This is a genomic window from Paenibacillus apii, from assembly GCF_011043685.1.
In the GTDB taxonomy this organism is placed as follows: Bacteria; Bacillota; Bacilli; order Paenibacillales; family Paenibacillaceae; genus Paenibacillus_AQ; species Paenibacillus_AQ sabinae.
Genome location: NZ_JAAKGU010000002.1, coordinates 66,813 through 91,967 on the forward strand (window position 1 = coordinate 66,813; position 25,155 = coordinate 91,967).

Consider the following 25,155-nt stretch of genomic DNA (forward strand, 5'->3'; position numbering starts at 1 on the left):
TTCATTCGGACAATTTTGACGTGCCCATGATGCGGTAACTCATACACTGAAGGAGGAAGGCTGGAAAGAATGAAGCATCTTTTACTAAAATATATGGCCCGGCTGACCTCTTTGAGCGAAGCAGAGCAGCACGCGATTTTGGATGAAATTCAGGTGGAAGAATACAGGAAGGGAACCGTTCTGCTCAGGCAGGGGGAGATTCCCGGCAAATGTTATTTTGTCCTAAAGGGGTGCGTACGGCAGCATGCGGTGGATGAGACGGGCCGGGACATAACCTCGAACTTCTACACGGAGGAGCAGGCGATCGCCATCTTCAACGTACATAAGCCGGATAAATCATCGGATTACACCCTGACCTGTCTGGAGGACTCTGTATTGGTCGTCGGCCAGCTGGACACTGAGAGGGAGATGTACGCCAAATACACGCAGCTCGAGTCCATGACGCGCCGGATGATCGAGGAGAGCTTCGGTCAGGTTCAGGAGGAGTTCGCCGCTTTTATCGCTTCTTCCCCCGAAGAGCGCTATAAGACCCTGCTTCTTCGAAGACCTGGCCTCATCGACCGAGTTCCTCAGCATCAGCTTGCAAGCTATCTCGGCATGACGCCGGAGTCGCTGAGCCGGATCAAGAAGCGGCTTCACCGCGAACGCGCGGAGACGGAGCTCTGAACAGCAGCCAGATCCCAAAGCCCAGTTCCCCGGCCGTCATCGGCAGCATAAACACCCACTCCAGCCCCTTAACAAGACCCTCGGCCTCAGGCCAAAGCGTGCGCCACACATGGATGACGATATAACCGGCTCCGGCCAACAGCAGCAGTACGCTAATGATCTTCGGTACATTCGCTGTCCAGAGAGCCAGAATCCCCACAATTACCAGATGCCCACCAAAAATGATCAAACCAACCGACCATACCGCTTCAAAAGCCCGCAGAAACAGCATCGTCTCCGTCTCCAACTGATTCGCCGTGAAGCCCGAAAATGCCCCGGTACTGCTGCCTGTAAGCAGTGAAACGACGACAAGACTGGAGACGGCCGCACCCAAGACCGCTGTATACAACAGGCGCAGCCATGCGCCCAGCAGGGACAGGCTCGGCTGCACCGGCTTCAGCACTTTATATAATCCCCATGCAGCCACGATGTCACAGACCATAATCAGGGTCCATCCCAGGATCTCTGCCCTGAACAGCAAAGGAGATGCGGTCAAGCTGCTAGATGTAGCGCCCGGGTCTCCCTCCGTGACCAGATTTGAATGCACATATCCGTACGAGAATGCGGCGGCAGCCGCCATCAAAATGAGTGAAATCCCGGCCGCCCGGGCCGCTGGAGTCGACATTCGAAAACCCTCCTCATAAGAATTCTTCATGGTTACATTGTACTAAGGAGGAAACGGGACTTCCTTGACTTAAGTTAAGGGAAGGCCCGCGTTTGTGTATTCATCGATCCTTGTTTATCATTAGAGGACGAAGAAAGGGGAGTTCGGAGTTTTATGTTCATTCAGCTCATTACGGTCGGAAAATTAAAAGAGAAATACCTGGTGCAGGGCATCCAGGAATATGCCAAACGGCTTACGCCCTACCTCAAGTTTCAGATGATTGAGGTGGCGGATGAAAAAGCGCCCGATACCCTAAGCGAAGCCGAGGTATCGGGCGTGAAGGCGCGCGAGGGCGAGCGCATCCTCGCGCATGTGAAGGAGGGCGCGCATGTCATCGCGCTCGCCATCGACGGCAAGCTCTGGAGCTCGGAGGAGCTTGCCGCAGAGATCGACAGGCTCGGCACCTACGGGACGAGCCATGTCGTGTTCGTCATCGGAGGCAGCCACGGGCTCTCCGATGCGGTCCTAAGCCGCGCGCAGCAGCGGCTCAGCTTCGGGCGCATGACGCTGCCCCATCAGCTCATGCGCCTGGTGCTGGTGGAGCAGATTTATCGGGCGGTGAAGATCAATCGGGGGGAACCCTACCATAAGTAGGGGCAGGTTTTTGAGGGAAGAATAAAGGAACAATTCGATTTTCTTTAATTCTTCTTTATTTAGGGTTGCTGCAGTAGAAGGTCCGTCAAATTTCTCAGTATCATCATGTACCTCAGGGCATTAGAGGCTCTATGTCTTTTTATTACCTCTCTAGAGATGTTCGAGTTTACAGAATAAAAGAATACCCCATGACGCCTCGATCCTTGGTTTTATTGGTCGTCTGATCTATTCTTCGATATGATCAAATTCCCTACTGATCGGTTCAATAAATTACAGTTGTAGGGTGTTACATAAATTGGTAGAATGGGTAGTATGTCATAGTTCTTAATGAGAATAAAGAGGTGAGTTTATATGTTGAGAATACAACCGCAGTCATATGACTGGGCATTAAGTCATATAGAGAAATATGGGGACACCGATATTTTTCCAACTCCATTTGAGTTTTCCGCTATTAGGACTTATTGGGAACAAGATGTAAAGCCAGAACTTTCGCAACAAAATGTCTTAGCGTGGGAATTGCGTACTTATCGAAGACTATTGACACCAAAACATCGTTATGGATTTCGAATCTCAACACAACTCGATCCATTGGATTCCATCACTTTTACAGCATTGATGTATGAAATTGGACAAGATATAGAAGAGTTTAGGATTCCTAAGGAACAAAACATAGCTTTTTCTAATAGATTTGACCCAGATAATAATGGCCGTATGTATGACCCAAATTATAATTGGGATGGCTTCCAGGATCATTGTAAAGAACAAGTGGATTCAGGTGCATTTGAATATGTTGTAATCGCTGATATTGCTGACTTTTTCCCACGGATATATTCCCACCCACTAGAACAAGCTTTAGGCCAAGCATTGCCTGCTAAAGGTAACCATGTAAGGACATTGAGAAGATGCTTAAGCCAAATGAATGGCAGTGTGTCTTATGGGATTCCCGTCGGACAGGCAGCGTCTCGTTTACTTGCTGAATTGGTCCTAGATGATGTTGACCGTGGATTAATGGGAGAGGGTTTAATTCACTGTAGATTTGTTGATGATTTTAGAATCTTTTGTGAAACAGAAAAAGACGCTTTGGTCGCCTTGGGTACTCTAGCGAATTTGTTATTTGAAAATCATGGGTTGACCTTGCAACAACACAAAACTCGGGTTATGACGATTGAAGATTTTGAAAATCGCATATTAGGGAATGAAGATGACCGGGAAATTGGCGGGTTGAATGAACAATTTAATGAAATACTCTCACATTTGGAAATTTCAAACCCATATGACGATTTTGACTTTTTTGAACTTGATGATGAGCAACAAGAAGAATTAAGACGGTTGAACTTAGAGGGAATTTTAGAAGAACACTTGGAAGAAGTCGATGATATTGACATATCCCTAGTGAGATTTCTCTTAAAGAGGTTAACTCAGATAGGAAGCCCTGCTAGCGTCGAGTGTTTGATTGGTAATATAAATAAACTGTATCCTGTGGTTAAAGAGGTAATGGTCTACTTCCAAACAATTGAAATTGATGTTGGAACAAAACACAGAATCGGAACACAACTTCTTAACCTGTGTACAGATTCAATTGTAGGCCACCTAGAGTACAATCGAATTTGGATACTAAACACATTTACAAGTAATAACGAGTGGAATAATGAGGATAGATTTAATAGGCTTTATACAGAGTTGACGGATCAATATTCCCAAAGGGAGTTAATTTTAGCTATGGGTAGAGCAGGACTAGATCATTGGTTTCGTCCAAGAAGAAGAAATGCTTCGGAATTAACTCCATGGCTAAAAAGGGCTTTTTTGGCGGCTTCAAGTTGTTTGCCAGGAGATCAAGCACAGCACTGGTACCGTTCACTTCCGCGGCTTGACATACTCGAGAAGGTAGTCACGAAATGGGCAACGGCAAATCGTTTTTCTTAATTATGAAAGCTGCTATTCTTAGTGGGCCGTCTAAGACAGCCCTATTTCTTTATCCAAAATTTGCCGATACAGACAGCGCGGAGAACCGTATCATAAATAATGGCAAGTTTTCTCTATTAGCTTCAGTAATACAGTTCCATAATATCAAAATCATTGATGTATTTTTTTGTAAATTATTGTTTGAAAATGTAGAATTAAAGAACAGAATGGTAATATTTGTTCTAGGTGTTTTTTATTGTGTTGAAAAGGGGTAAAAACAATGAGCACTAATATGGTGGAGTTAATTAAAAAGATAGATTTTGGTGATATAGATGGACTGTATGATGCTAATCTGGAATCTTATTTTATCGACGACAACTACTGGCAAACAATTGTTGAAAATAATATTTATTTTGTTATTGGTAGAAAAGGTACGGGTAAATCAGCAATATATAATTGGATTGAGAAACAAGCCGGCAACAATGATGCGATTATTTCAAACATGTCATTTAAAGACTTTCCATTTGAAAAGTTGCTTACTTTGAAAGATGAGGATTTTTCAAGACCAAATCAATTCCAGAGTATATGGAGAAATATAATTTTTTTAGAATTGGCGTCTCAAATTACACGTGATGCAAATTCTGTTGTTAACGATGAATATAAACAATTGTTCGATTATGTACATTACTTATTTGGTGATGATGTTATTGATTTACATAAACAAGTGGTGACTAAAGCAGATAAAACCTCGGGCAGTATATCACTAAAGCCGTTGTCCTTATCCGCTGAGAGTACAGGAAATACTACATATGCGCGTGAGTTTAGCAACATAACACAAATCAACAGGAAGCTAGAGAATCTAATTATTAATTACTTTCAAGGTTATCCTGAAACAACAAGATTTTTGATTCAATTTGATCAGTTAGACGATAACTATACTCAATATCAAAACATGGGTGAGTATCACCAAGCAATTATAAGTCTCTTTAAAGTTATTTATGATATAAACCAAACGTTTAAAAGTCGAAATATAAAAGCCAAAGTGGTGGGATATCTACGAAGTGACATTTATAACTCGATTGATCAATTTGATGCTGAGAGTGCACGCTGGGATAGGTATAAATTGAACTTAAACTGGTCTATTGTTAATAGAGATGATTGGGCAAATGCAAGATTATTGCGAATGATCAATAAAAGAATTCATCTGTCTATACCTTCACTTTCAGAATATGGGGCATTTAATGCACTCTTTAGCAAAAAGGTTTTTGATTTTGATTCTCGGGAAAGCATATTCAAGTTTGTTGTACATCGTGGTTTTCATAGACCTCGTGATGTTCTTCAATTTTCAATAAAAATACAGGATGAGATTAATAGAACAAATTCAATTTCTAGGTCAACTATTCCAAGTGCCGAAAAAGAATACTCCTTATGGCTGCTTTCTGAAATCTCCAACGAAATAGCTGTAAAAATTAATGACCAAGATATATTACATGAATTATTACGAATTGTAGGTCCACAGCCATTCTCTTTAACCGAATTTAAGCAGCAAAGATATAAAAATTTTGAAGCAAAATTAGGAATGGATGCGGAATCCTTACTTAGATATCTTTATCAGTTCGGAATTGTGCTAAATCGAAATAGACTTAAGACTCATACAGAATATTATTCGATAATGCGTAATGATAGATCAACATTAAATAGGGAGTTAAAAATACAGATTCACCCAGGGATCTGGAAGGGACTTCATACATCAACTTATTCCTTACGTAGATAGAACAATACCAAGGGCTGCTGAATATAGCAGCCCTTCATTTTGTAAAAAACTTGCCGCTACAGACAGCGCAGTGAACCGTAACATAAATAACGGCGAAATATAACGATAGTTATAAAAAAATCAGCTGCATACGCGGCTCAGCCTGAACCCGCCGAGGTTGCAGACAAGTCTACTTCATTCGTTGCCCCTGCCCCTCGGGCAGAGAAGTTTTACCCCGCTACCCGTATGAAACCGCAGGGGCCGCCTTTATATTATTTTTCCCTAAGGATGCCTGGCTCTGATTCCGATAGCTGCTTCAATCAGGAGTGGAAGAGTGAAGGGCGGCACAGGCTAGAATGTCCGCCGTCGTGCGAATTCTGCCAAGCCGCGGGAAGATCACGGAACGCACATACTCATGCTCCGCCTCACTGAAGCCGGTCATGGCGTCTATCGCAAAAATCACCTGATACCCGTGGGCGAAGGCTTCTCGCGCTGTGGTATCCACACCAATACCTGAAGCAATGCCGCAAAGGACGATCGTCGTAATGCCACGCCGGCGCAACTGCTGATCCAGGTCCGCCGCATGGAAGGCACCCCATTGGCGCTTTGTAATCACGTGGTCGGTGTCTATGACACCGATCTCTGGCACAATTTCATCCCAGCCGGGTGGCAGGTTCATTGCAGGAGGAGCTTGGTCCAGTAAAGGACGCGGCATATCCTTGAAGTCCTTGCTGGATACGCGTACGAGCCCCACGAATGCACCTGCGTTTCAGAACGCCTTCACCATGGAGGCGGCACGGCTGACGACTTGCTCAGCTGAATGAGGGGCATAGCGGGTTCCAAGTCATTTTTGCAAATCAATTACGATTAAGGCTGTCTGAGGAAAACGAAATAATAATTCTTGCAGGAGCTTAAGAGCTTGGTCATCCAGTTAAAGCAGATTGTCCTATCTGAACGGGATTGATCCACAGAGAACCCTGCCACAAGTAACCTCACTTTTAACAGGGCGCAGCCTTAAACCCAAGAGGGCTAGGAAAGACATTGTGACTTTTATCACTGTTTAAATACTTACATCGCAAGTAATATGTTAAAATATCAGAAGGCATTACCGCTTAATTAACTTAATAGTTAGCAAGCTATGATTGCTATGGGCACACTATAGCAGGAGCAGCTTCTGGAGAGACCGCGGGAAATCCGCGGCGCCGAAGGGTTCACAATCTCAGGCAAAAGGACAGAAGAGTACTGAATGTATTTGTTATGCTGATCGTTGTAAGCAGGATAAGTATTATTCGATATTCTTATGAACCGGGAGATTGGAGGACATCCAATCTCTTTTTTTATTGGCACCAATGTATTGCATTCATAAGGGGGAACTAGGTATGGCACAACCAGAATTAAAGAGAGAGCTAGCAAATCGGCATGTTCAACTCATCGCGATCGGCGGCACCATTGGTACGGGATTGTTCTTGGGATCGGGAAAAGCGATTCAACAGGCAGGCCCATCCATCATGCTTACGTACATCATCGTGGGGATCGCCGTGTTTTTCGTGATGAGAGCGCTAGGAGAACTCCTGTTGTCTAAAGCAGGTTATCAATCGTTTACGGATATTGCGGAAGACTATCTTGGATCTCGGGCCGCGTTTATAACCGGTTGGACCTATTGGTTTTGCTGGATCATGACGGCTATGGCTGATGTAATTGCGGTTGGCGTATATGTACAATATTGGTTCGATATCCCGCAGTGGGTACCTGCTATCTTCTGCTTAATCATTTTATTAGGGCTCAACCTGTTAACGGTAAAAAATTTCGGAGAACTGGAATTTTGGTTTGCGTTAATCAAAGTGATCACGATTCTTGCCTTAATTGGCATCGGGGTTGTTTTGCTGGTCATGGGATTCAAGACGGATGCAGGATCGGTCACGGTAAAAAATCTCTGGGAACACGGGGGCGTTTTTCCGAACGGCATTTCAGGTTTCTTATTTTCCTTTCAAATGGTGGTATTCGCCTATGTCGGTGTGGAATTGGTTGGGGTATCGGCAGCGGAAACCTCCAATCCGGAAAAAAATATCCCATCGGCGATCAATAAAATTCCTCTACGGATTCTATTTTTCTACGTGGGCGCGCTGTTCGTCCTGCTCTGCATTAACCCATGGACGGAGCTCAGTCCGGCTGAAAGTCCTTTTGTTAAAACCTTTACTTTAGTAGGGATTCCGATTGCCGCAGGGATTATCAATTTCGTCGTATTAACTTCAGCCGCTTCCGCATGCAACAGCGGGATGTTCTCTACAAGCCGGATTCTTTATAACTTGAGCAAGAACAACCAGGCGTCTCCTCATTTTTCCAAATTGAATAAAAATCATGTGCCCGGGAATTCGTTATTCATCTCCACGCTTGTCATATCGGCGGGCGCTCTACTCAGCAAACTTATTCCGGAGCAGGCGTTTGGAATCGTGACAACGATAAGTGCCATTTGTTTCATTTGGGTCTGGGGCGTCGTGCTCGTCTGCCATATCCGGTATAAGAAGACCCGGCCGGAATTACAGGCTCAATCCAAATTCAAGGCACCCTTTACGCCATTTATTAACTATGTGGTCTTAGCGTTGTTTGCCGGGATACTCATCATTATGCTGTTTGCCAAAGAGACACGTCCGGCGTTATTGTTTACCCCTCTGTGGTTTGTTCTGTTATTTATGCTGTACCCCAATAGAAGCAAAAGGGAAAAAAGCAGCAATATAGCGACGAACATCAAATAGATTTGCTGTTAGGAACGCATTGACTTCTCGTGGAGTCGGTGCGTTTTTTTCTGCTCCGAGAAAGGCGGCTTTTTTGCTATAATCGGGACTTTACAAAAGATAATTAGTTACAAAACAGCGCAGCCCCGGCAGACGAAATCCAAAATGGAAGTGATTCTTTCGTGTCTAGCCGTAGTCGATCCAAGACCCACCAAGAACAAAAGGAAAGCGAACAGAATGTCATTTACATTTTTCTTTTTCAAAAGAAAAATAAGTAATTTAATTGTTTAAGTGTGATTAACGTAAAACTTCCCTTGTGAGAATCCTTATTCTAAAGGATTCTCACAAGGGTGTAAGAGGACAAGAGCCTTAATTGCGGCTAGGAACAATTGAGATTGAGAACACAACCAGCGGGAACTAAGGCAAGTCTGAAATTTCTTTTTTAACTATTTGAAATTGATAAATTTGACTTTTCGTAGTGCCTTGGCACCGGAATCGTCAGCCTATCGTGCAGATTATCCCACACCATCACTTTCTAACAAGGAATAAAAATTATCACGGTCTTCGTCATCAAATTTGCCAAGTGTCCGTACCCTGACATACTCATGTCCGCCATACATGTCTATTTCCTCACCGTACCTATTGTAGAGCGCGATCATATTGCCATCCTGATTCAATTCCATGTACCCGTAACATTTTGCTTCAGGCGCTTCACCGTAAAAGAGGGTAAATCTGATTTTGATCACTCTGTGCATGCAGATCCTCCTGTTCTGTCTTTCGTATTGGCTTTGAATTTATACAGTATCCCCCATAAAATGTCAACAGTGATCCGTCCTTCGTCATCTGATTTTAAACGTGCTTTTCGACGAGCGGCGCATGAGTTAAATCAAAAAACCCCCGGCAATCCCGCCGGGGGTTCAACTATGCATAAATAAAGTTTGCGCACAAAGAAGCACTATGCTATGATTGAAGAACTGCTGATTTTAATTTAAATAATTGCAAAGTTAACCCATCTTATTTACACTTTAATCTTACCACACGACATTACGGTTTGTCAAACTTTCTTTTTCTTCAAATTCGAATGAAGGAGTGCATGCAGGAAGATGATAAGCGCGGAGGATTGGAAGCAAGAGCAGGAGCGGCTGGAGCTGGTTACTGAAAAGCTGCAAGCGAGAATCGCTGAACTGGCGCCGGAAGTGGAGGGGCTGCACAATCAGGCGGTGGATATCCGTAAGCAATTTTGGGAGGAAGTAACGGTCAACACGAGCACGGACGAAGATTTTGAAGAGACCTTCTACAGTATCAGGCAGCAAGAAGCGTTATTGTCCGAACGGGAGCGAAGCCACCGGCAGCGCGTACAGCAGTGGAAAAACATGAAACGGTTGCTGGCATCACCCTACTTTGGGCGCATCGATTTCCACGAGGATGGCTTGAGCTCTACCGAGCAGGTCTACATCGGTGTGTCATCCTTCGTCGATTCTGACGGCATGAGTTTCCTGGTTTATGACTGGCGTACTCCAATCGCGAGCATGTACTACGATTATTCTCCGGGAGCGGCCGGATATGACACGCCGGATGGAGCCATCTCGGGGACGATGAAGCTGAAACGGCAGTATCAGATCCGCGAGGCGGTGCTGCAGAACGTGTTCGACACGAGCGTAACGATCGGCGATGAATTGCTGCAGCAGGTGCTCGGCAAGGGTGCGGACAATCAGATGAAGAGCATCGTCGCGACGATCCAAAAGGAGCAGAACGCCATTATCCGTGATGACAAAAACCGGATGCTCATCGTGCAGGGGGCAGCCGGCAGCGGGAAAACCTCGGCGGCGCTGCAGCGGGTAGCGTATCTGCTGTATAAGCACCGCGAGCGGCTCAAGGCGGACCAAATCGTTCTTTTTTCACCGAATCCGATGTTTAACAGCTATGTATCTACCGTTCTTCCCGAGCTCGGTGAAGAAAACATGCAGCAGACGACCTTCCAGGAATATCTGGACCACTGGCTTGGCGGGACGTTCCGTGTAGAGGACCCCTTTGACCAGATCGAATACGTGCTGACAGAAGCATCAAGCCAAGGGTATGCCGCCCGGATGAAAGGGATGGAGTACAAGGCATCCGCAGACTTTCTGCAAGCTCTCCAGAATTATGCGCAGTGGCTGGAGCAGCAGGGCATGCGCTTCTCAAGCATCCGCTTTCGGGACCGCGATTTGATCACGGCCAAGCAAATAGAATCCACATTTTATAGCTATGATCCCTCCATTCGCATGACCAATCGCATTATTATGCTGCAGGAGTGGCTGCTGCGTGAGTTGAACCTGCTGGAAAGCAAGGAACGTGAGGCGCTTTGGGTGCAGGAGGAGCTCGATTATCTTGACAAGGATCAGTACGCCGAAGCGTATCATGCTCTGCACAAGGAGAGGGGCGTGTTTGACTTTGCCGAGCAGTATGAAGAGGTCCGCGAAAGACTGGACGGCAAGGGCAGACCGGACGAGGGCGATTTCGACTATGCCGAGCGGGAGGAAGAGCTACTGCGCCGGATGATCGTGAAGGAGCAGTTTAAGCCGCTGAAGCGAAGCGTGAAGCGGTTGTTGTTCATCGATATGGCCCAGCTGTACATTCAATTGTTCGAAGAAGAGGATGCTTATAAAAAGATGACGAAGGAAGCTGAAATTCCTTCGCTTTGGCCGGAAATCTGTGAACAGACCAAGGAGAAGCTTGGCCGGCTCCAACTGTTCTATGAAGATGCGACACCGTACCTGTATTTAAAAGAGCTCATCGAGGGCGTTCGGACGAACACGGAGATCCGGCATATATTCGTCGATGAGGGTCAGGATTATTCGATGTTTCAATACGAGTTCCTCAAAAAAATGTTCCCCCGTGCTCGCATGACGGTGCTTGGCGATTTCGGTCAGGCCATCTTTGCTCAGGCCACGGAGCTGTACGGTGAAGAGTCGCCGCTTATCCGGCTGTACGGCGAAGCTGAAACGAGCTTGTTCCGCCTCGTTCGCAGCTATCGGTCAACCCGCGAGATTGTGGAATTCACGAGGTCTCTGCTGCCGAACGCCAAGGAGATCGTACCCTTTGAACGAAGCGGCAGGAAACCGCTCCTCTCTAAGGCGGGCGACGGCGAGAAGCGGGCAGCGCGAATAGCGGAGCATCTCGCGGCGCTTCAGGCGGAAGGCTTCGCCTCCATCGGCGTCATTACGAAGACAGCGGCCGAAAGCAAAGAAGCTTACGATCTACTGACGGCTCAGGGATGCGAGGGGTTGAAGCTTGTGACGAAGAGCACGCCCACCTTCGAGAAGGGAACATTAATAATCCCCGTGTACCTCGCCAAGGGCGTTGAATTCGACGCCGTTCTCATCTATGACGCCTCTTCTCAGACGTATCATCGGGAGAGCGAGCGCAAGCTATTTTATACCGCGTGTACGCGTGCCATGCATCGGCTTCTGCTGTACGCAGCAGGAGATTGGACCCCATTCATGCAGGCAATGGATAAGTCCTTGTATGAGATAGAGCAATAATAAACAACGAAGGAGCTGCCGAGGCATGCTCCTTTCGCATTTTTTTAGCCGATAGTTCCGTTAAGCTGAACCTTATCATCCTCGAGCTTCACAGCCTTCCAACAGGAACGGATGACTTCATGCACGCTGTCGCTGGTTAATTCGAAGATCCCTTGCAGATGGGCTTTCAAAATATAAACTAATGTCCCGTAATGCATCTGTACCATCAGCTTCGGATTCATGGGGATAAACAACTTCTGCTGAATAGCTTCTTCATACAACTTGTTCATAGGCCCGCACCAGCCATCTGTATAGACTGCCTGCTTCACCTCATCATAAATGTAAGGCGAGAACGAATACTGCTCAATAAATTGAAAGCCCTGTGGATATTTTTCACCCAATTCGACAACCCGATTCCAACCTAATTCGAACTTTTCACGAATCGTTCTGCCCTGCAATAAACCTTCGCGCACATACTCTCCGTTGAATGTGACAATTGCTTTGTACAACTCGTTTACAATATCTTCTTTACTTTGAAAGTAATGATAAATGTTCCCGGTCGATACGCCAGATTCCTTGGCTATTAGCGCCATTGAGGTAGCCTGTAATTCCTTCCGAATAATAATGTTAAGAGTCGTTTCGAGGACGGCCCGCTGCACTTTGTTGTATTTTTCAAACATTCAGCTCTTCCTTTCCCAGCATCAAATCGAACGTTCATTCTAAACTAGAATATACTTAATACGTTCTTCAGTCAATACAGCCTCATGGTAGCAGCGGGAGAAGGTTGTCATATCGTTACATATAATTTTTAGCGATGGTCTCTAAATAATCCTCGATCGGCACAGAGTTTCTAAGAGCCATCAGGTCGTTGCCTGCTGCGCCGATAACGGTACGGAACTTCTTGCTTTCCCCCGTTGCCAGAGCGACAATGGCGTCCACAATAATTTGAGGGTCATCCAGACGGCCGCTGGTATCGGCGGTGTTCATTACATTTTGCACTTTCCCCATCAAATTATCGTAGTCTCTAATGTTCTCATCCCTGTTCCAAGTGATACTTTCCTTAAAATTATTTCCTGTAGACCCGCCCTGCTCAATCAATCTAAGCTCGATATTGAACGGCTTCAGTTCGTAATAGAGACCTTCCGTCAATCCTTCCAAAGCGAACTTGGACATGTTGTACAGCGATCCAAGCGGCACTGCTGTCGTGATCCCCATGAAGGAGCTGATGTTAATAAACATGCCCCCTCCATTAGCTCTGTAATGTGGCAAAAATTTACGAATAACATTGATTGGCCCCCGCGTATTAACGGCGAACTGCCAATCGATCGCGTCCTCTTTGGCTAGCTCCAACGGGCCGTAAGTGCCCATACCGGCATTATTGACGACGACATCAATTTTCCCGAATGCGGCTATGGCTTGTTCCACGGCCATTTGAACCTGCTCCACTTTGGTGACATCCAGTTTAAATATTTTAATATTGTCATAAGCCGTAAGTTCGGTTTCCTTCTCGGGTGTACGCATGGTGGCCGCGACGTTCCAGCCCAACTCCGCAAATCGAATCGCTGTTAATTTACCCAATCCTGAACTGGTCCCCGTAATAAAGACTGTTTTGCTCATCATAAAACCTCCAATGTATAAATTGAACATTCATTCTATAGCTAATAACAGATTAGATCGAATGTTCATTCTAATCCTATTATACAGTAATCCGTTTGTCAAATGATTACGTAAGCAACTTCTGGAAATCAATACAAACAACGAAGGAGCTGCCGAGGCATGCTCCTTTCGCATTTTTAGCCGATAGTTTCGTTAAGCTGAGCTGCAAACATTTAGTTTCATTAAAGATGAATGGTCAGGTCGGGATAAATTGCTGAAATTTCTGGGACATGTTTTGCTATAACATTTTTGTCAAAGGCGGATTTAAAAATCTCCGGGTCGGGTAGAAAAGTAACGCTTGTTCCCGTTTCTTTGGTTATACCTACGGTCAACAAACCCGTTTGAGGAATTCCATGTCTATAGTCTTGCCTGAAGACTTTTCCTTCTCGGCGAACTTCGATTGAAAGCTTTTGGGAGAGAGCATTGACGACCGCAATGTTAATCCCTTTTTCTCCCCCCGGAGCAACAAAAGAGTCGCTGGTGCTATAATGGCTCAGTTCGGTGAGAACGGCTTGCACGCGTGACTTTTCTGTGTTCGGAAGGACTTGAACAGGGATTCCTCGCCCGTTGTCGGATACTGTGACGCTACCATCGCCTTGAAGGAAAATGCCTGCTTCGCTGCAGAATCCAGCCCGATGTTCCAGAATGGAATTCTCCAACACTGCCCAGAGGAGATAGTGAGGGTCGTAAGCATCCTGGGTGTTACCCAAATAGGCACTAGCGTTGTTTCTGGTTTCAGCTAGTTCTATATAGTCGCTTGTATCAAGCAAGTCGGAAGTCGCGGCTAGCAACAAAAGGAGTGGAAGTACTCTGTGGGAGGGAAGCGAGTACATTCCACCCCGTTCTTCCTGGACAAGGAGGTCAGCTCCAAGCAGCGCTTTAATGTGATGGTAGAGTTGTCCGGTTGTCCCCATGTTCAGACGTTCGACAATTTCCGAACCCGAAAGGGGCTCTTTCAACACCGATCTAAGAATGTCCAAACGCTGCTTGTGACCAAGCGCCGCTAAAATTTTGGCGACTTTCTCGCCGTCCAGATCCAGCAATTGACTGACAAGTCTTTCTTGGGGTTCCCATCTGAACCGCCATTTCTCCCCGCTGTATTGCCCTGAGTAAAAGACCCCGCCAAGATCCAATTCATCGTTGACCGTTTCGACTAACACGGTATTTTTGTCAAATGTCCGGGTCCGCGAAACTCTGGGAGAGCTATCGTTTGCGATTTGGCTTACAAGCTGTTCAAGATCACCCAATTGCTTCTTTAAAATATCCAATTCTGCGCCGAAGTCTCTAGGCATTGTCAAACGGATCACCCTTTCAATGAATTACTTAAATACGTAGTTACGTAATTACATATATATAATAACATGCAATAGACCTTTTGTAAATAATACCCAAATGAAATGAAGGTCCTGAATTCACTGGGACTGAGGCCTATATTTTTTGTATAGTCATTTAATGGTAAAATCATCGAAGTGGGGGAACTGGCGAAAGAGGTTCTGGATGAAGATGGCAATCAATGAGAAACGAACATGGGAATAGAAGGGGGCAACGACAGAATGGAAGAGGAACAACAGGATGTATGGACGCTCGTTCAGCAGAAGGTGATCTTGCTCGGGTCTCCGGACTCCGAAATTCGGGAAGAAGCGTACTCCGCTCTGTTCAATTGGCTGCTGGAGAAGAACGCAATCGGGAAGTCACAAATGGAAGAACTGCTTCAGCAATCCGTTTCAGATAGCGGATTATTTTACGGGATCGGGGAGAAGGAGACGGACAGCGTCTTTAAGCGCACGTTTACTTCCCTTTTGATCGCCCTGTTGCTTACCTACGATAATCGGGAGCCGTACTTAACTAGAGAAAGCTATGACCTCGCTCTGAATGCACTGGTTCGCTATTGCCATTTGGAAGACGATTTTCGCGGATACGTGGAGGTCAAGGGATGGGCGCATGCCGCTGCGCATGTTGCAGATGCGTTGGATGAATGTGCGATGAGCCGCTATGCGGGAGCGAAGGAATGTGCCGAAATCTGGACGGGCGTGCAGACCTTGCTCGAGAGACCCGCTGAGGTGTATCAGAGAGAAGAGGACGAACGGCTCGCTACGGCGATCGTCTCTATGCTTCAGAGTCAAAAGGTTTCCTTTGCCACGATTTGCGAATGGTTGGGGCAGATGGAGCCGGCGCGAACGAAGAGTGTGGAAAGCTACACTCTCAATACAAACCGTAAGCACTTCCTTCGCTGCCTGTACACAAGGCTCTATGATCAGAGGGAAAAGTTCGAAGAAACGGGAATGGGACTGAATCGGCTGCTGGAACTGGAGAAGCCCTTCAATCCGTTTCGTCTACAGGCATAGATTTTTATGGTTTTTGTTCACAAGTTTAAGGTTGATACTCTATTAGCTTAGTTAGATGTACATATAGTAGACTTCAAAAATCGAAGAGTACTTAAAGAGGTCGAAGAGCTTCGCCCTATAAAGTGGTACGGAGAACTGTATCACTCTCAAATAGCTATGAACCGGCACCGTGTCGGTGGTGGGGACGCCAATAAAATTGCGCCGGCGCGTATGATCCATTTTAGTAAGATGGATCACAGATCTTAATAATATTTTAGTATAGGGATAATTTTGAGATAACAATTCGAAGTTATATTTTATATGTGGGAACGGTCTCACATATTAGAAATGAGGTCATGAGCATGGAGTTTACGATTAAAGAAATTGCCCGGCGCGCAGGTGTGTCCAAATCAACGGTTTCAAGAGTAATTTCAGGAAAGGGCTATACGAGCGCGGAAACGCAAGACAAAGTGCTTAAAATCGTACAAGAATTGCAATACAAGCCGAATGCAGTAGCGAGGGCTATGGTTCTGCAACGTACGAACAATATCGGTGTGCTCATTTACCGTGAGTATCATCCTATTGCCGCTCATCCTTTTTACGGCAAAATTCTCGACGCTATCTTAACGTCTGCCACAAACCTGAATTATTCCGTATTTGTGATGACCGATCATGAAATTTCGCTTCGCTCCGCCGATTTTATGCTCGAGAAAAGAGTAGACGGCCTCATCCTCATCAGCCGAATCGGACAAAATGTCATTGATAGTATCAAGAACTTCGAAGTTCCGTACATTATGGTCAATAGCTCAAACCATGCGGACGGGGATATCCACATCGTCAATCAAGATGAGAAGGGCGCGCGAATAGCAGCCGATTATTTATATGGTCTTGGGCACAGGAACACATTTGTACTCGCGGGGCCGCAAACTCATCGCAGTCATCATTTACGATTGAAAGGATTCCGGCATAGCATGGAAGAACACGGAACCTCTCTCTCGCTCTCGTCCGTTGTGAGTGCGTCCACATCCACATTTGCGGAAGGGTATGAATTGATGTGTCGGTATTGGGAACATTTTCGAACGGGAGGTTATACTTCCTTATTCGCGACCAATGACATGATGGCTCTGGGCGCTATGAAATTTTTATTGGAACAGTCGGTACGCATCCCCGAGCAAGTGGCCGTCGTAGGATTCGATGACATCGATTTCGCTTCCATGTACTCCCCGTCCCTGACAACCGTTCGGGTCGAAAAAGAAGAGATGGGAATTCAGGCCTTTACGTTATTGGACAAGCTGATCCGAAAAGAGCCTGTTCCGATGCATAACGTAGAACTTGAACCCAAGCTGATTGTTCGGCAGTCCACTGGATTAAAAAAATGCCATGAAGGGAGCGAATAGTTCGGAATGAATTGGTACTTAAAAGCTATAGGTCCCCGGAAAATTGTCGAATTCATCATCCTCGTTGTATTTGTTATCTTCTTCCTAGGACCGTTGTTGAACCTGGCCATACTGGCCTTCACCGGCAAATGGAACTATCCTGACGTGCTTCCGCAGGAATGGTCGTTGAAATGGTGGACGTTCGTGTTTCAACAAGAGGATGTTGCCAAATCGATCGGATTGTCGTTTGTGATTGCTTTGATTGTGACAGGTCTGTCTATTGTCCTCTGTATTCCGGCCGCCTATGCGTTTGCCCGGATTCGATTCCCGCTAAGCCGCTTCTTCATGTTCTCGTTTCTGCTCACACACGCCTTTCCGAAAATGGGGCTGTATGTGACAATAGCGGTTTTGTTTTACAAGCTGAACTTAATGAACACGATGGCTGGGGTCGTGTTGATTCATATGATCAACGTGCTCATGTTCATGACCTGGATTCCAACGGCGGCCTTCCGCAATGTTCATACGGCCCAGGAAGAGTCGGCAAGGGATGTGGGTGCGAGTCCGTTCCGAGTATTCCGCAGCATCACGCTTCCGATGGCGATGCCGGGCATTCTTGTCGCTTCGATATTTACGTTTCTGAATTCGCTCGATGAGGCGCAGGGCACATTTCTTGTCGGTGTCCCCAATTATAAAACGATGCCGATCATCATGTACTCGATCATCGCCGATTATCCTGCCTATGCTGGGGCTGTATTTTCGATCATTCTAACGGCGCCTACGATCATTCTGCTGCTCGCCGCACAGCGATTTGTCAGCTCGGATATTATGGCCAGCGGATTCCAAATCAAATGACGGCAAAATCCGATCAGAAAAAAAGGGGACCAATATGGGCATTCAACTTTCAATTCAACAGCTGACGAAGCGCTATAAAACGGGGGAAGGCGTAACAGGCATCAACCTCGATGTCATGAAAGGGGAACTGATTACGCTGCTTGGTCCGTCCGGCTGCGGCAAAACGACAGTGCTGCGCAGCATAGGCGGGTTTCTCGAACCGGATTCAGGGGATATTCTCATCGAAGGCAAAAGCGTTATTAAGGCTCCCCCGGAAAAACGCCCAACTTCTATGGTGTTCCAAGGCTACAACCTTTGGCCGCATATGACCGTATACGAAAATTTGGCGTTCGGCTTAAAAATACGAAAGATGAAGAAGGCTGAGATGGAACAAGAGATATCCGAGGTGCTGAAGCTCGTCCGTTTGCCTGGGGCGGAGCGCAAATATCCGACTCAGCTATCCGGAGGCCAGCAGCAGCGGATCGCAGTTGCCAGATCGCTGCTGCTGAAACCGGCCGTCTTGCTGCTGGACGAGCCCTTTTCCGCACTCGACGCCAAGCTTCGGCACGAGATGAGAGAAGAGCTGCGGGAGATCCAGGCGAGTACCGGCCTAACGATGGTGTTTGTCACCCATGATCAGGAGGAGGCGCTATCGATCTCCGATCGCATCGTCGTCATGAACCATGGACACATCGAGCAAATTGCCTCCCCGCAACATATTTACGATGAACCCGAAACGCTCTTCGTAGCGCAATTTATCGGAAAAATGAACTTTATAAAGGGGGTGGTAGCATCCGATCGGGTGATCGTGGGACAACTGACATTCCCCAATTCCAAACGGCTTACAGGGAACGTAAAACTGGCGGTCCGCCCCGAAGATGTAATCGTAAACGGCAAAGAGGAACAAGGCCTTCCAGGAACGATCAGTCAAATTATGGTGCTGGGTCATTACGCTGAAGTGTCCATCCACTTGCAGGAGCATGGAACCATTCGGTCATTTCAGCCGCGCGATTTTGTCAAAGAGCTTCATAAAGGCCAAGAAGTAAGTATCAGCTTTGCAAAAACAATATCTTTCCCGGAATCCCAAACATGATCAAGGAGGAAGTTCATTATGTTTAGCAAGAAAACAGCCATTATGCTTACGACCCTGTTTACCCTCACAGGCGCTATTTTATCCGGCTGCGGCAGCAGCAAGGCACCTGAGAATTCAAGTTCCGCTGACGCAGCCGCGACTGCACAGCCGACAGAGATCACGCTTTATGTAACAAGCTCGCAAAACGTGAAGGATTTCTGGGATACGGTCATTCCGAAATTCGAGCAGCAGGCTACCGATGTGAAAGTTAAATTGGTATTCACGGCTTCCGGCACAGGAGCTCAGCCCACATATGACCGCATCATGGCCGCCAAACAAGCGAATAAAGGCTCCGGCGATATCGATATTTACGAAGATACCTTGGCAACTGTGACGCGCGGCCAACAAGACGGCCTGTGGGATACACTGGGCACCGATAAAATTCCGAATTTGAGCAAAGTAGATGCTGAGACGATGAAGGATATCGCGAATATGGCGGTTCCGTATCGCGCCTCTGCCGTAGTACTGGCTTATAACAGCGACAAAGTGAAGACTCCTCCGGCCAATCTGGATGAATTGTACGCCTGGATCAAGGCGAATCCGCAAAGATTCGCTTATAACGATCCGTCCACCGGCGGTTCCGGAAACTCTTTTGTAACTACGTCTCTCTATAAAACGTTGCCTGCCGATGCGATTCACAATTCCGATCCAAGCATTGTGAAGCAATGGGATCAAGGTATTGCGACATTGAAGGATCTTGGAAAATATGTGTACGGCAATGGCATTTACCCGAAGAAAAATCAAGGAACGCTCGATTTGCTGGCCAGCGGCGAAGTTGACATGATTCCGGCATGGTCCGACATGGTTCTTGATCAAGTATCCAAAGGCCAGTTGCCGGAATCGATCAAAATGGCCCAAATCACCCCTGGATTTAACGGTGGTCCCGCCTATTTGATGGTGAACCAGCTGTCGACGAAGAAAGAAGCGATCTATAAATTCCTGAACTATGTGCTGTCTCCGGAAGCGCAATCCGTTGTCGCCAACAGCTTGCACGGCTTCCCGGGCATTCAGATGACGAATATGCCGCAAGATGTGCAGGACGCCTTCAAAGGCGCAGCATCCGGATTCCGCACGTTCAATATCGGCGCGCTGGACAAAGAAGTGAATAAACGCTGGCAAAGCGAAGTCGCTGCCCAATGAGCAAGCAGGTGAAAACGGGGATACTGGGATTACTTATGGTATTCCCCTCTTTTTTATTGCTGGTCGTCATCGTCGTTATTCCGATCATCATTTCTTTCAAAGAAAGCTTGACCAACAAGACCGGTGGCTACGATTTGTCCAATTATGCGTATTTATTTACCGATAAGCTGATGCGGTCCAACATCCTGTTCACTTTGAAAGTTACAATCATTTCCGTCATCCTTATTCTGATCATCAGCTATGCGCTGGCCGCATATATGAGATTCAATAACGGCACGGTGGCGAAAATAATCCGTGAAACCTACATGATCCCGATTTTTATTCCGTCCGTGATCGCAACATACGGTTTGATCCAGCTGCTGGGCAACCACGGTTGGTTGGCCCGCCTTTTGCTCATGGCTCATGCGGGGCCGTTGCCGCGCATCATTTTCGACATGAAGGGAATTATTATCGCCAATTTATGGTTTAATATTCCTTTTGCGACGATGCTGCTCAGTTCCGCTTTATCCGGTGTGCCGAACTCGGTTATCGAAAGCGCGAAGGACGTCGGGGCCGGCGGCTTGCGAATATTTTTCCGGTTCGTGTTGCCCCTTACCTACAAAACGATGCTCGTGGCTGTCACGTTTGTATTTATGGGGATCATCGGTTCATTTACGGCCCCGTTTCTTATCGGCCCCAATGCGCCGCAAATGCTGGGCGTGTCCATGGAGCAAATTTTCGGCGTTTTCCAAGATAGACAGCTGGCTGCGGCTGCCGCATTCTTTACGTTCATCCTATGCTCAGCGATGGGGTATTTCTATATTCACAGCATGATCAAAGAAGAGAACGCAAAGCTATCATGAGCCTGGTTTAGCGAGACAAACATTGAAGGTGATTTGAATTGAACGAACAAGATTTGAACGGACAACTGCTTCAATCGGCCATACGATATGCCAAGAAAGCGGGACAATATATACGCGAACATGCGCTGAATATGGGACCTATCGAACAAAAGAAGAATGCTTCCGACTTGGTTACGGATGTGGACAAGGGAAGCGAGGCGTTAATCAAACGAAACATCGAACAGGAATATAAAGATCACTGGATATTATCCGAAGAAGACACGGGTCAATCCAATTCTTATGCAGCACTGTTATCGAAAGGATCCGGCTACGGCTGGATCATTGATCCGATCGACGGAACGACCAATTTCATTCACGGCATTCCTCATTATGCTGTCTCCATCGGGGTGGTCAAGGATTGGAAGCCGATCCTTGGGGTCGTATACAATCCGTTAACGGATGAATTGTTCTATGCATCCCTGAACCTCGGGGCATTCCGAAATGGCAGCCCTCTTCGGGTCGGAAATGAACAGACGATTGGCGATGCGCTTCTCGCTACAGGATTTCAAGCTGCGGATTGGAAGCGGGGTTCGCAATTAGTGCAAGAGATCGACCGGTTCACAGGAAGCTGCAGGAATGTGCGTTTGAATGGGGCGGCCAGCCTGGAGCTTTGCTGGATTGCTATGGGGCGTCTGACCGGCTTTTGGCATGGAGGGTTACACCCGTGGGATACGGCGGCTGGCGTTCTGATCTTAAGTGAAGCCGGTGGGGCAGTAACGACAAGGGATGGGACTCCTTATCAATTACATCATGATACCTTGGTAGCTTCTAATGGAAAGGTCCATAATGAACTGCTGGAACTCTTAAAAAAGGAATGAGAAGCTATGTTTCATATTTATACACATGAGTTTTCTTACGCACAAAAGGAATTGATCCAATTTGTATCGAATGGAAAAATCTCAGATACGGACTATTTTCTCATAGCCATCGACCAACTGGAGCTGCTGAAAAAAGCGGATCCGGACAATCTTCTCTATACGGCTTGGCAGGCGGAATACTTGCATCTGGATGGAAACTTGCGCCGCGCGGCTGAACAGTATCGCCGTGTGCTGGAGCAAGATCCGCTGCAGCCGCTCACTCCGGACGAGGAAAGACGGATTAAAAAATTTTGTCCCGAGTTACGGGTAAATCCGAGAGAGTGCTTTCCATTAAAAGATATCGTGGCGGTGCATCATCCGGAACAGCCCTTGATTGGCTATCACCTGTTCTGGGAGGACGATTTCGATTTTCCCGATGATGGCGAGCCCTGCGATCATGAAGAGATTTGGGTAGAGTATGACCGCGAAGAAGAGACGGTAACTCGAGTCATGACGTTCTTCCACAGCAGAGTCATCCATTCGGATGCTGCCGTAGAGGAAGCGAGGAATAATCAACAACGTCCGATTGTACGAGTTGAATGGGGAAAACACGGTTCTTTGCTCAAAGGCTGGGAGTCCATGACAGAATCCTTGACAAATGTAACCTTACTGGAATGGATGAAGCAGACCTACGAGCATGTCAAATCCGGGGGAAGAGTGCCTGAGCATCCGTTAAAGCGGTTTTGGCCGAAAGGATTTGAAGGCACTTTTGATCAATACCTTGAATTTCCCGATGTCGTAGATCCGCTTGATTGGCTTGAGAAGAAACCGTTGATGTTTAAAACCCGCTGGGCCAACGCCGTTATCTGCACGCATGGCCTGCTCTATAATTTCCATCCCAAGATGGAGTGGCCGGAACGATATTGGAATATATCGCGCAACAAGGAGGACTCCTGATGGCCGGACGCTTCCCGCTCATCACCGCTCACACCGGGTGTATGAATACACCGGATAATACGCTCCTCTCTGTGGAAGCAGGGATTCGAGCCGGGGCGGATATCATCGAAGACGACATCCGTGTTACGAAGGATGGAATACCTGTTCTTGCGCACGATGATGCGATTTATACGGTTGACGGCGGGGAATATCTCATCTCCAAACACCATTTCAAAGAATTGTCGGAGCTTGAAATCAAAGCTCATGGAGATGGCGGCCAACTTCACGGGCTCTGTAAATTGGAAGATATGTTGAAGCTTCTTCAGGCTGCCGGCAAAATGGCCAATTTGGACTTGAAATCCGACGATAGCATTGAAGCGTCTGCACATTTGGTGAATCGATATGGCATGCTGGACCAGGTTATTTTGTCCGGGTGTGAGAAAGAGCGGGCATTATTGGCATATCGAACCCACCCTGAGTTAAAGAGACTCTTAAATGCCGACGCCGGTTTGTTCTTGACTTTGGATTATAAGGAGGCCGTCATCGCAACATGTGAAGAGGCAATGGCCGCTTCTTGCTTGGGGATCAACATCCATTACCGGTTCGTCCGCTCGGAATTGCTCGAATACGCAGCTTCACGAGGTCTTCCTGTCTGTGTGTGGACAGTAGACGACAGGGAAGGGATGAGGACCTTTATCGGGAAGGGAGTATACTCCATCACGACCCGGAATGTGTCCGAATTGGCGGAGTTCAGGCCGAATCCAGCATAGTTCGGCCGGTTACGATATATAAAGGATTTCCGGTACTGCGGTCATTATGTCGGGAGTATTTTGTTTGGAAAAATCTGCTTAGCAGAACTTATCACGGGAGGCACACTGGTGTTGTGCCTTTTTTTCTATTTGCAAGTAGTTCATTCGAACCCTGCCACAAATGATTCGCCTTACATATGTTGCGATCGTGCAAATCATACAGGGGAGCGCGCGCCCGTCTTGACGTGAACGTGCTATAATAATATGGAAATTACCCCCTAGAAAGCAGGTAGGACTTGGTGAACAATAGACTGCATTTTCTAGACAATCTAAAAGTTGCATTGACATTTCTTGTCATCGCACATCACGCAGGGCAGCCTTATGGTGGATCTAACGGATTTTGGTATTTCCAAGGTCGCGAAGCAATCGATCTTGGAGCTTTTTTTTCGGTAAACGCCGGTTTTTTCATGAGTCTTTTTTTCCTGATTTCTGCTTATTTTTTTCCGGCTTCTTTTAATAGGAAGGGTCCCGCGCGATTTCTCAAAGACTGGGTGAAACGCCTTGGTTTACCACTGCTCTTTGGCTTTTTTGTGATAATGCCGTTATTGATGTATGCATATTATCTGAACTTCAGAAGCTACGGAATTGTGACTTTCTGGGATTATTATTTGAAGGTTTATTTTGGCTTGGGGGGGAAGCCTCACGGGTGGACGGGACCCTCATGGCCCGATATGCAATTCGGTCATTTGTGGTTTATTGAGCACCTGTTAGTTTATGCATTCCTTTACACCGGAATTCGAAAGGTTTTAAGAAGAGAGACGGCCGGTATATCGGTGAAAAAGCCTTTGGGACAAGGGGGCATTATTGCATTTGGATTTTTGGTGGCAACGGCAACATTTTTGATTCGCCTCCACTATCCTATCGATAAATGGGTTGGCTTTTTGGGAATCATCCAGACAGAATTCGCTCATGTCCCCCAGTACGCTGCTTTTTTTACAGCGGGAATAATTGCTTATCATCGTCAGTGGCTTCAGACATTAAGCCGTACTGTTGGCACAATCTGGCTGATAGTCGGAGTGGTCCTGGCAGCCTGTAGGTATGCGGGGTGGATTCGTTTCAACTCTCAAAGCGGCTATAGCTGGAATTCCCTGGCCTATTCATTTTATGAGACATTTCTCTGTATAGGACTGTCACTCGGCCTGATCTTTTTATTTCGCGAGGTTGGAAATAAAACTTTTCGATGGACCGAGATATTATCCAAAAATGCCTTCACAGTCTACGTCCTACATGTTCCGGTAGTCGTCTGCCTTCAGTATGCGTTTAATAATATCGTATTGCCGGTTGTAGCGAAACTCTTATTAGTCTCAGCATGGGGGATCGTTCTGACTTTCGCTTTAAGCCATCTGATTCATTTAGCCTCTAGTCGTTTTAGGAATTTAAAGAAGGAAGAAAACTTGCCGTTATAGACAATACAGGGAACCGT

The 25,155-nt window shown here is 46.6% G+C and carries 23 protein-coding genes and 1 riboswitch; of the genes, 17 read left to right on the forward strand and 6 right to left on the reverse strand.

Annotated features, from left to right (window positions below):
* Positions 1–69: 69 nt before the first annotated feature.
* Positions 70–666 carry a Crp/Fnr family transcriptional regulator gene (locus G5B47_RS06180; protein ID WP_165095703.1) on the forward strand — a complete coding sequence of 199 codons (597 nt, stop codon included), beginning with the start codon at positions 70–72 and terminating at the stop codon, positions 664–666.
* On the opposite strand, the gene G5B47_RS06185 is transcribed toward G5B47_RS06180, so the two are convergent.
* Positions 623–1,330 carry a DUF4386 domain-containing protein gene (locus tag G5B47_RS06185; protein ID WP_165095706.1) on the reverse strand — a complete coding sequence of 236 codons (708 nt, stop codon included), beginning with the start codon at positions 1,328–1,330 and terminating at the stop codon, positions 623–625. The two genes, G5B47_RS06180 and G5B47_RS06185, sit on opposite strands and share 44 nt — an antisense overlap.
* A gap of 153 nt (positions 1,331–1,483) precedes the next feature.
* Here G5B47_RS06185 and rlmH point away from each other — a divergent pair, with 153 nt between their 5' ends.
* From rlmH to G5B47_RS06205, 4 genes are all read left to right on the forward strand, one after another.
* The gene (rlmH, locus tag G5B47_RS06190; RefSeq protein WP_038699763.1) at positions 1,484–1,963 is read left to right on the forward strand and encodes a 23S rRNA (pseudouridine(1915)-N(3))-methyltransferase RlmH; all 480 of its coding nucleotides are present in this window, start codon (positions 1,484–1,486) and stop codon (positions 1,961–1,963) included.
* A gap of 351 nt (positions 1,964–2,314) precedes the next feature.
* Positions 2,315–3,886 carry an RNA-directed DNA polymerase gene (locus tag G5B47_RS06195; protein WP_165095709.1) on the forward strand — a complete coding sequence of 524 codons (1,572 nt, stop codon included), beginning with the start codon at positions 2,315–2,317 and terminating at the stop codon, positions 3,884–3,886.
* Positions 3,859–4,140, forward strand: a complete 282-nt coding sequence (locus tag G5B47_RS06200) for a hypothetical protein (RefSeq protein ID WP_165095712.1) — start codon at positions 3,859–3,861, stop codon at positions 4,138–4,140. Before G5B47_RS06195 ends, G5B47_RS06200 begins: the two co-directional genes overlap by 28 nt.
* A 5-nt stretch (positions 4,141–4,145) precedes the next feature.
* A complete protein-coding gene (locus G5B47_RS06205) occupies positions 4,146–5,639 on the forward strand; it encodes a P-loop ATPase, Sll1717 family (RefSeq protein ID WP_165095715.1) in 1,494 nt (497 codons plus the stop codon).
* 295 nt (positions 5,640–5,934) lie between these two features.
* Here G5B47_RS06205 and G5B47_RS06210 read toward each other — a convergent pair whose 3' ends face one another.
* The gene (locus tag G5B47_RS06210) at positions 5,935–6,372 is read right to left on the reverse strand and encodes an isochorismatase family protein (RefSeq protein WP_328804469.1); all 438 of its coding nucleotides are present in this window, start codon (positions 6,370–6,372) and stop codon (positions 5,935–5,937) included.
* A gap of 410 nt (positions 6,373–6,782) precedes the next feature.
* Positions 6,783–6,863: riboswitch (glycine riboswitch) on the forward strand.
* Positions 6,864–6,997: 134 nt separating this feature from the next.
* Between G5B47_RS06210 and G5B47_RS06215 the strand changes: the two genes are divergently transcribed.
* Entirely contained in the window at positions 6,998–8,371 is a 1,374-nt protein-coding gene (locus G5B47_RS06215) for an amino acid permease (RefSeq protein ID WP_165095718.1), read from the forward strand.
* A gap of 494 nt (positions 8,372–8,865) precedes the next feature.
* Here G5B47_RS06215 and G5B47_RS06220 read toward each other — a convergent pair whose 3' ends face one another.
* A complete protein-coding gene (locus tag G5B47_RS06220) occupies positions 8,866–9,105 on the reverse strand; it encodes a hypothetical protein (RefSeq protein ID WP_042205576.1) in 240 nt (79 codons plus the stop codon).
* A gap of 348 nt (positions 9,106–9,453) precedes the next feature.
* On the opposite strand from G5B47_RS06220, the gene helD reads away from it, so the two are divergent.
* On the forward strand, positions 9,454–11,871 hold the full coding sequence (gene helD / locus G5B47_RS06225; protein ID WP_165095721.1) for an RNA polymerase recycling motor HelD: 2,418 nt from the start codon (positions 9,454–9,456) through the stop codon (positions 11,869–11,871).
* 44 nt (positions 11,872–11,915) lie between these two features.
* Here the strand turns inward: helD and G5B47_RS06230 are convergent, their stop codons facing one another.
* The 3 genes from G5B47_RS06230 to G5B47_RS06240 form a co-directional block, all read right to left on the reverse strand.
* The gene (locus tag G5B47_RS06230) at positions 11,916–12,530 is read right to left on the reverse strand and encodes a TetR/AcrR family transcriptional regulator (protein ID WP_165095724.1); all 615 of its coding nucleotides are present in this window, start codon (positions 12,528–12,530) and stop codon (positions 11,916–11,918) included.
* Positions 12,531–12,645: 115 nt separating this feature from the next.
* On the reverse strand, positions 12,646–13,467 hold the full coding sequence (locus G5B47_RS06235; RefSeq protein ID WP_165095726.1) for an SDR family oxidoreductase: 822 nt from the start codon (positions 13,465–13,467) through the stop codon (positions 12,646–12,648).
* Positions 13,468–13,688: 221 nt separating this feature from the next.
* On the reverse strand, positions 13,689–14,798 hold the full coding sequence (locus tag G5B47_RS06240; protein WP_165096617.1) for an ATP-binding protein: 1,110 nt from the start codon (positions 14,796–14,798) through the stop codon (positions 13,689–13,691).
* Positions 14,799–15,059: 261 nt separating this feature from the next.
* Between G5B47_RS06240 and G5B47_RS06245 the strand changes: the two genes are divergently transcribed.
* From G5B47_RS06245 to G5B47_RS06290, 10 genes are all read left to right on the forward strand, one after another.
* On the forward strand, positions 15,060–15,851 hold the full coding sequence (locus G5B47_RS06245) for a DUF2785 domain-containing protein (protein WP_165095729.1): 792 nt from the start codon (positions 15,060–15,062) through the stop codon (positions 15,849–15,851).
* A gap of 341 nt (positions 15,852–16,192) precedes the next feature.
* Positions 16,193–17,227 carry a LacI family DNA-binding transcriptional regulator gene (locus tag G5B47_RS06250; RefSeq protein ID WP_165095732.1) on the forward strand — a complete coding sequence of 345 codons (1,035 nt, stop codon included), beginning with the start codon at positions 16,193–16,195 and terminating at the stop codon, positions 17,225–17,227.
* 6 nt (positions 17,228–17,233) lie between these two features.
* The gene (locus G5B47_RS06255; RefSeq protein WP_165095735.1) at positions 17,234–18,058 is read left to right on the forward strand and encodes an ABC transporter permease; all 825 of its coding nucleotides are present in this window, start codon (positions 17,234–17,236) and stop codon (positions 18,056–18,058) included.
* A 34-nt stretch (positions 18,059–18,092) separates the two neighbouring features.
* The gene (locus G5B47_RS06260) at positions 18,093–19,130 is read left to right on the forward strand and encodes an ABC transporter ATP-binding protein (protein WP_165095738.1); all 1,038 of its coding nucleotides are present in this window, start codon (positions 18,093–18,095) and stop codon (positions 19,128–19,130) included.
* An 18-nt stretch (positions 19,131–19,148) separates the two neighbouring features.
* Positions 19,149–20,309, forward strand: coding sequence for an extracellular solute-binding protein (locus G5B47_RS06265; protein WP_165095741.1), 1,161 nt, complete (start codon positions 19,149–19,151; stop codon positions 20,307–20,309).
* Positions 20,306–21,151: an ABC transporter permease gene (locus G5B47_RS06270; RefSeq protein WP_165095744.1), complete on the forward strand. Its 846-nt coding sequence runs from the start codon at positions 20,306–20,308 to the stop codon at positions 21,149–21,151. Before G5B47_RS06265 ends, G5B47_RS06270 begins: the two co-directional genes overlap by 4 nt.
* 38 nt (positions 21,152–21,189) lie before the next feature.
* A complete protein-coding gene (locus G5B47_RS06275; RefSeq protein WP_165095747.1) occupies positions 21,190–22,008 on the forward strand; it encodes an inositol monophosphatase family protein in 819 nt (272 codons plus the stop codon).
* A gap of 6 nt (positions 22,009–22,014) precedes the next feature.
* Entirely contained in the window at positions 22,015–22,944 is a 930-nt protein-coding gene (locus tag G5B47_RS06280) for a hypothetical protein (RefSeq protein ID WP_165095749.1), read from the forward strand.
* Positions 22,944–23,693: a glycerophosphodiester phosphodiesterase gene (locus G5B47_RS06285; RefSeq protein ID WP_165095752.1), complete on the forward strand. Its 750-nt coding sequence runs from the start codon at positions 22,944–22,946 to the stop codon at positions 23,691–23,693. The genes G5B47_RS06280 and G5B47_RS06285 overlap by 1 nt, the downstream gene beginning before the upstream one ends.
* A 278-nt stretch (positions 23,694–23,971) precedes the next feature.
* Positions 23,972–25,138 (forward strand): acyltransferase family protein, encoded by a 1,167-nt coding sequence (locus G5B47_RS06290; protein ID WP_165095754.1) that lies wholly within the window; start codon positions 23,972–23,974, stop codon positions 25,136–25,138.
* Positions 25,139–25,155: the final 17 nt, after the last annotated feature.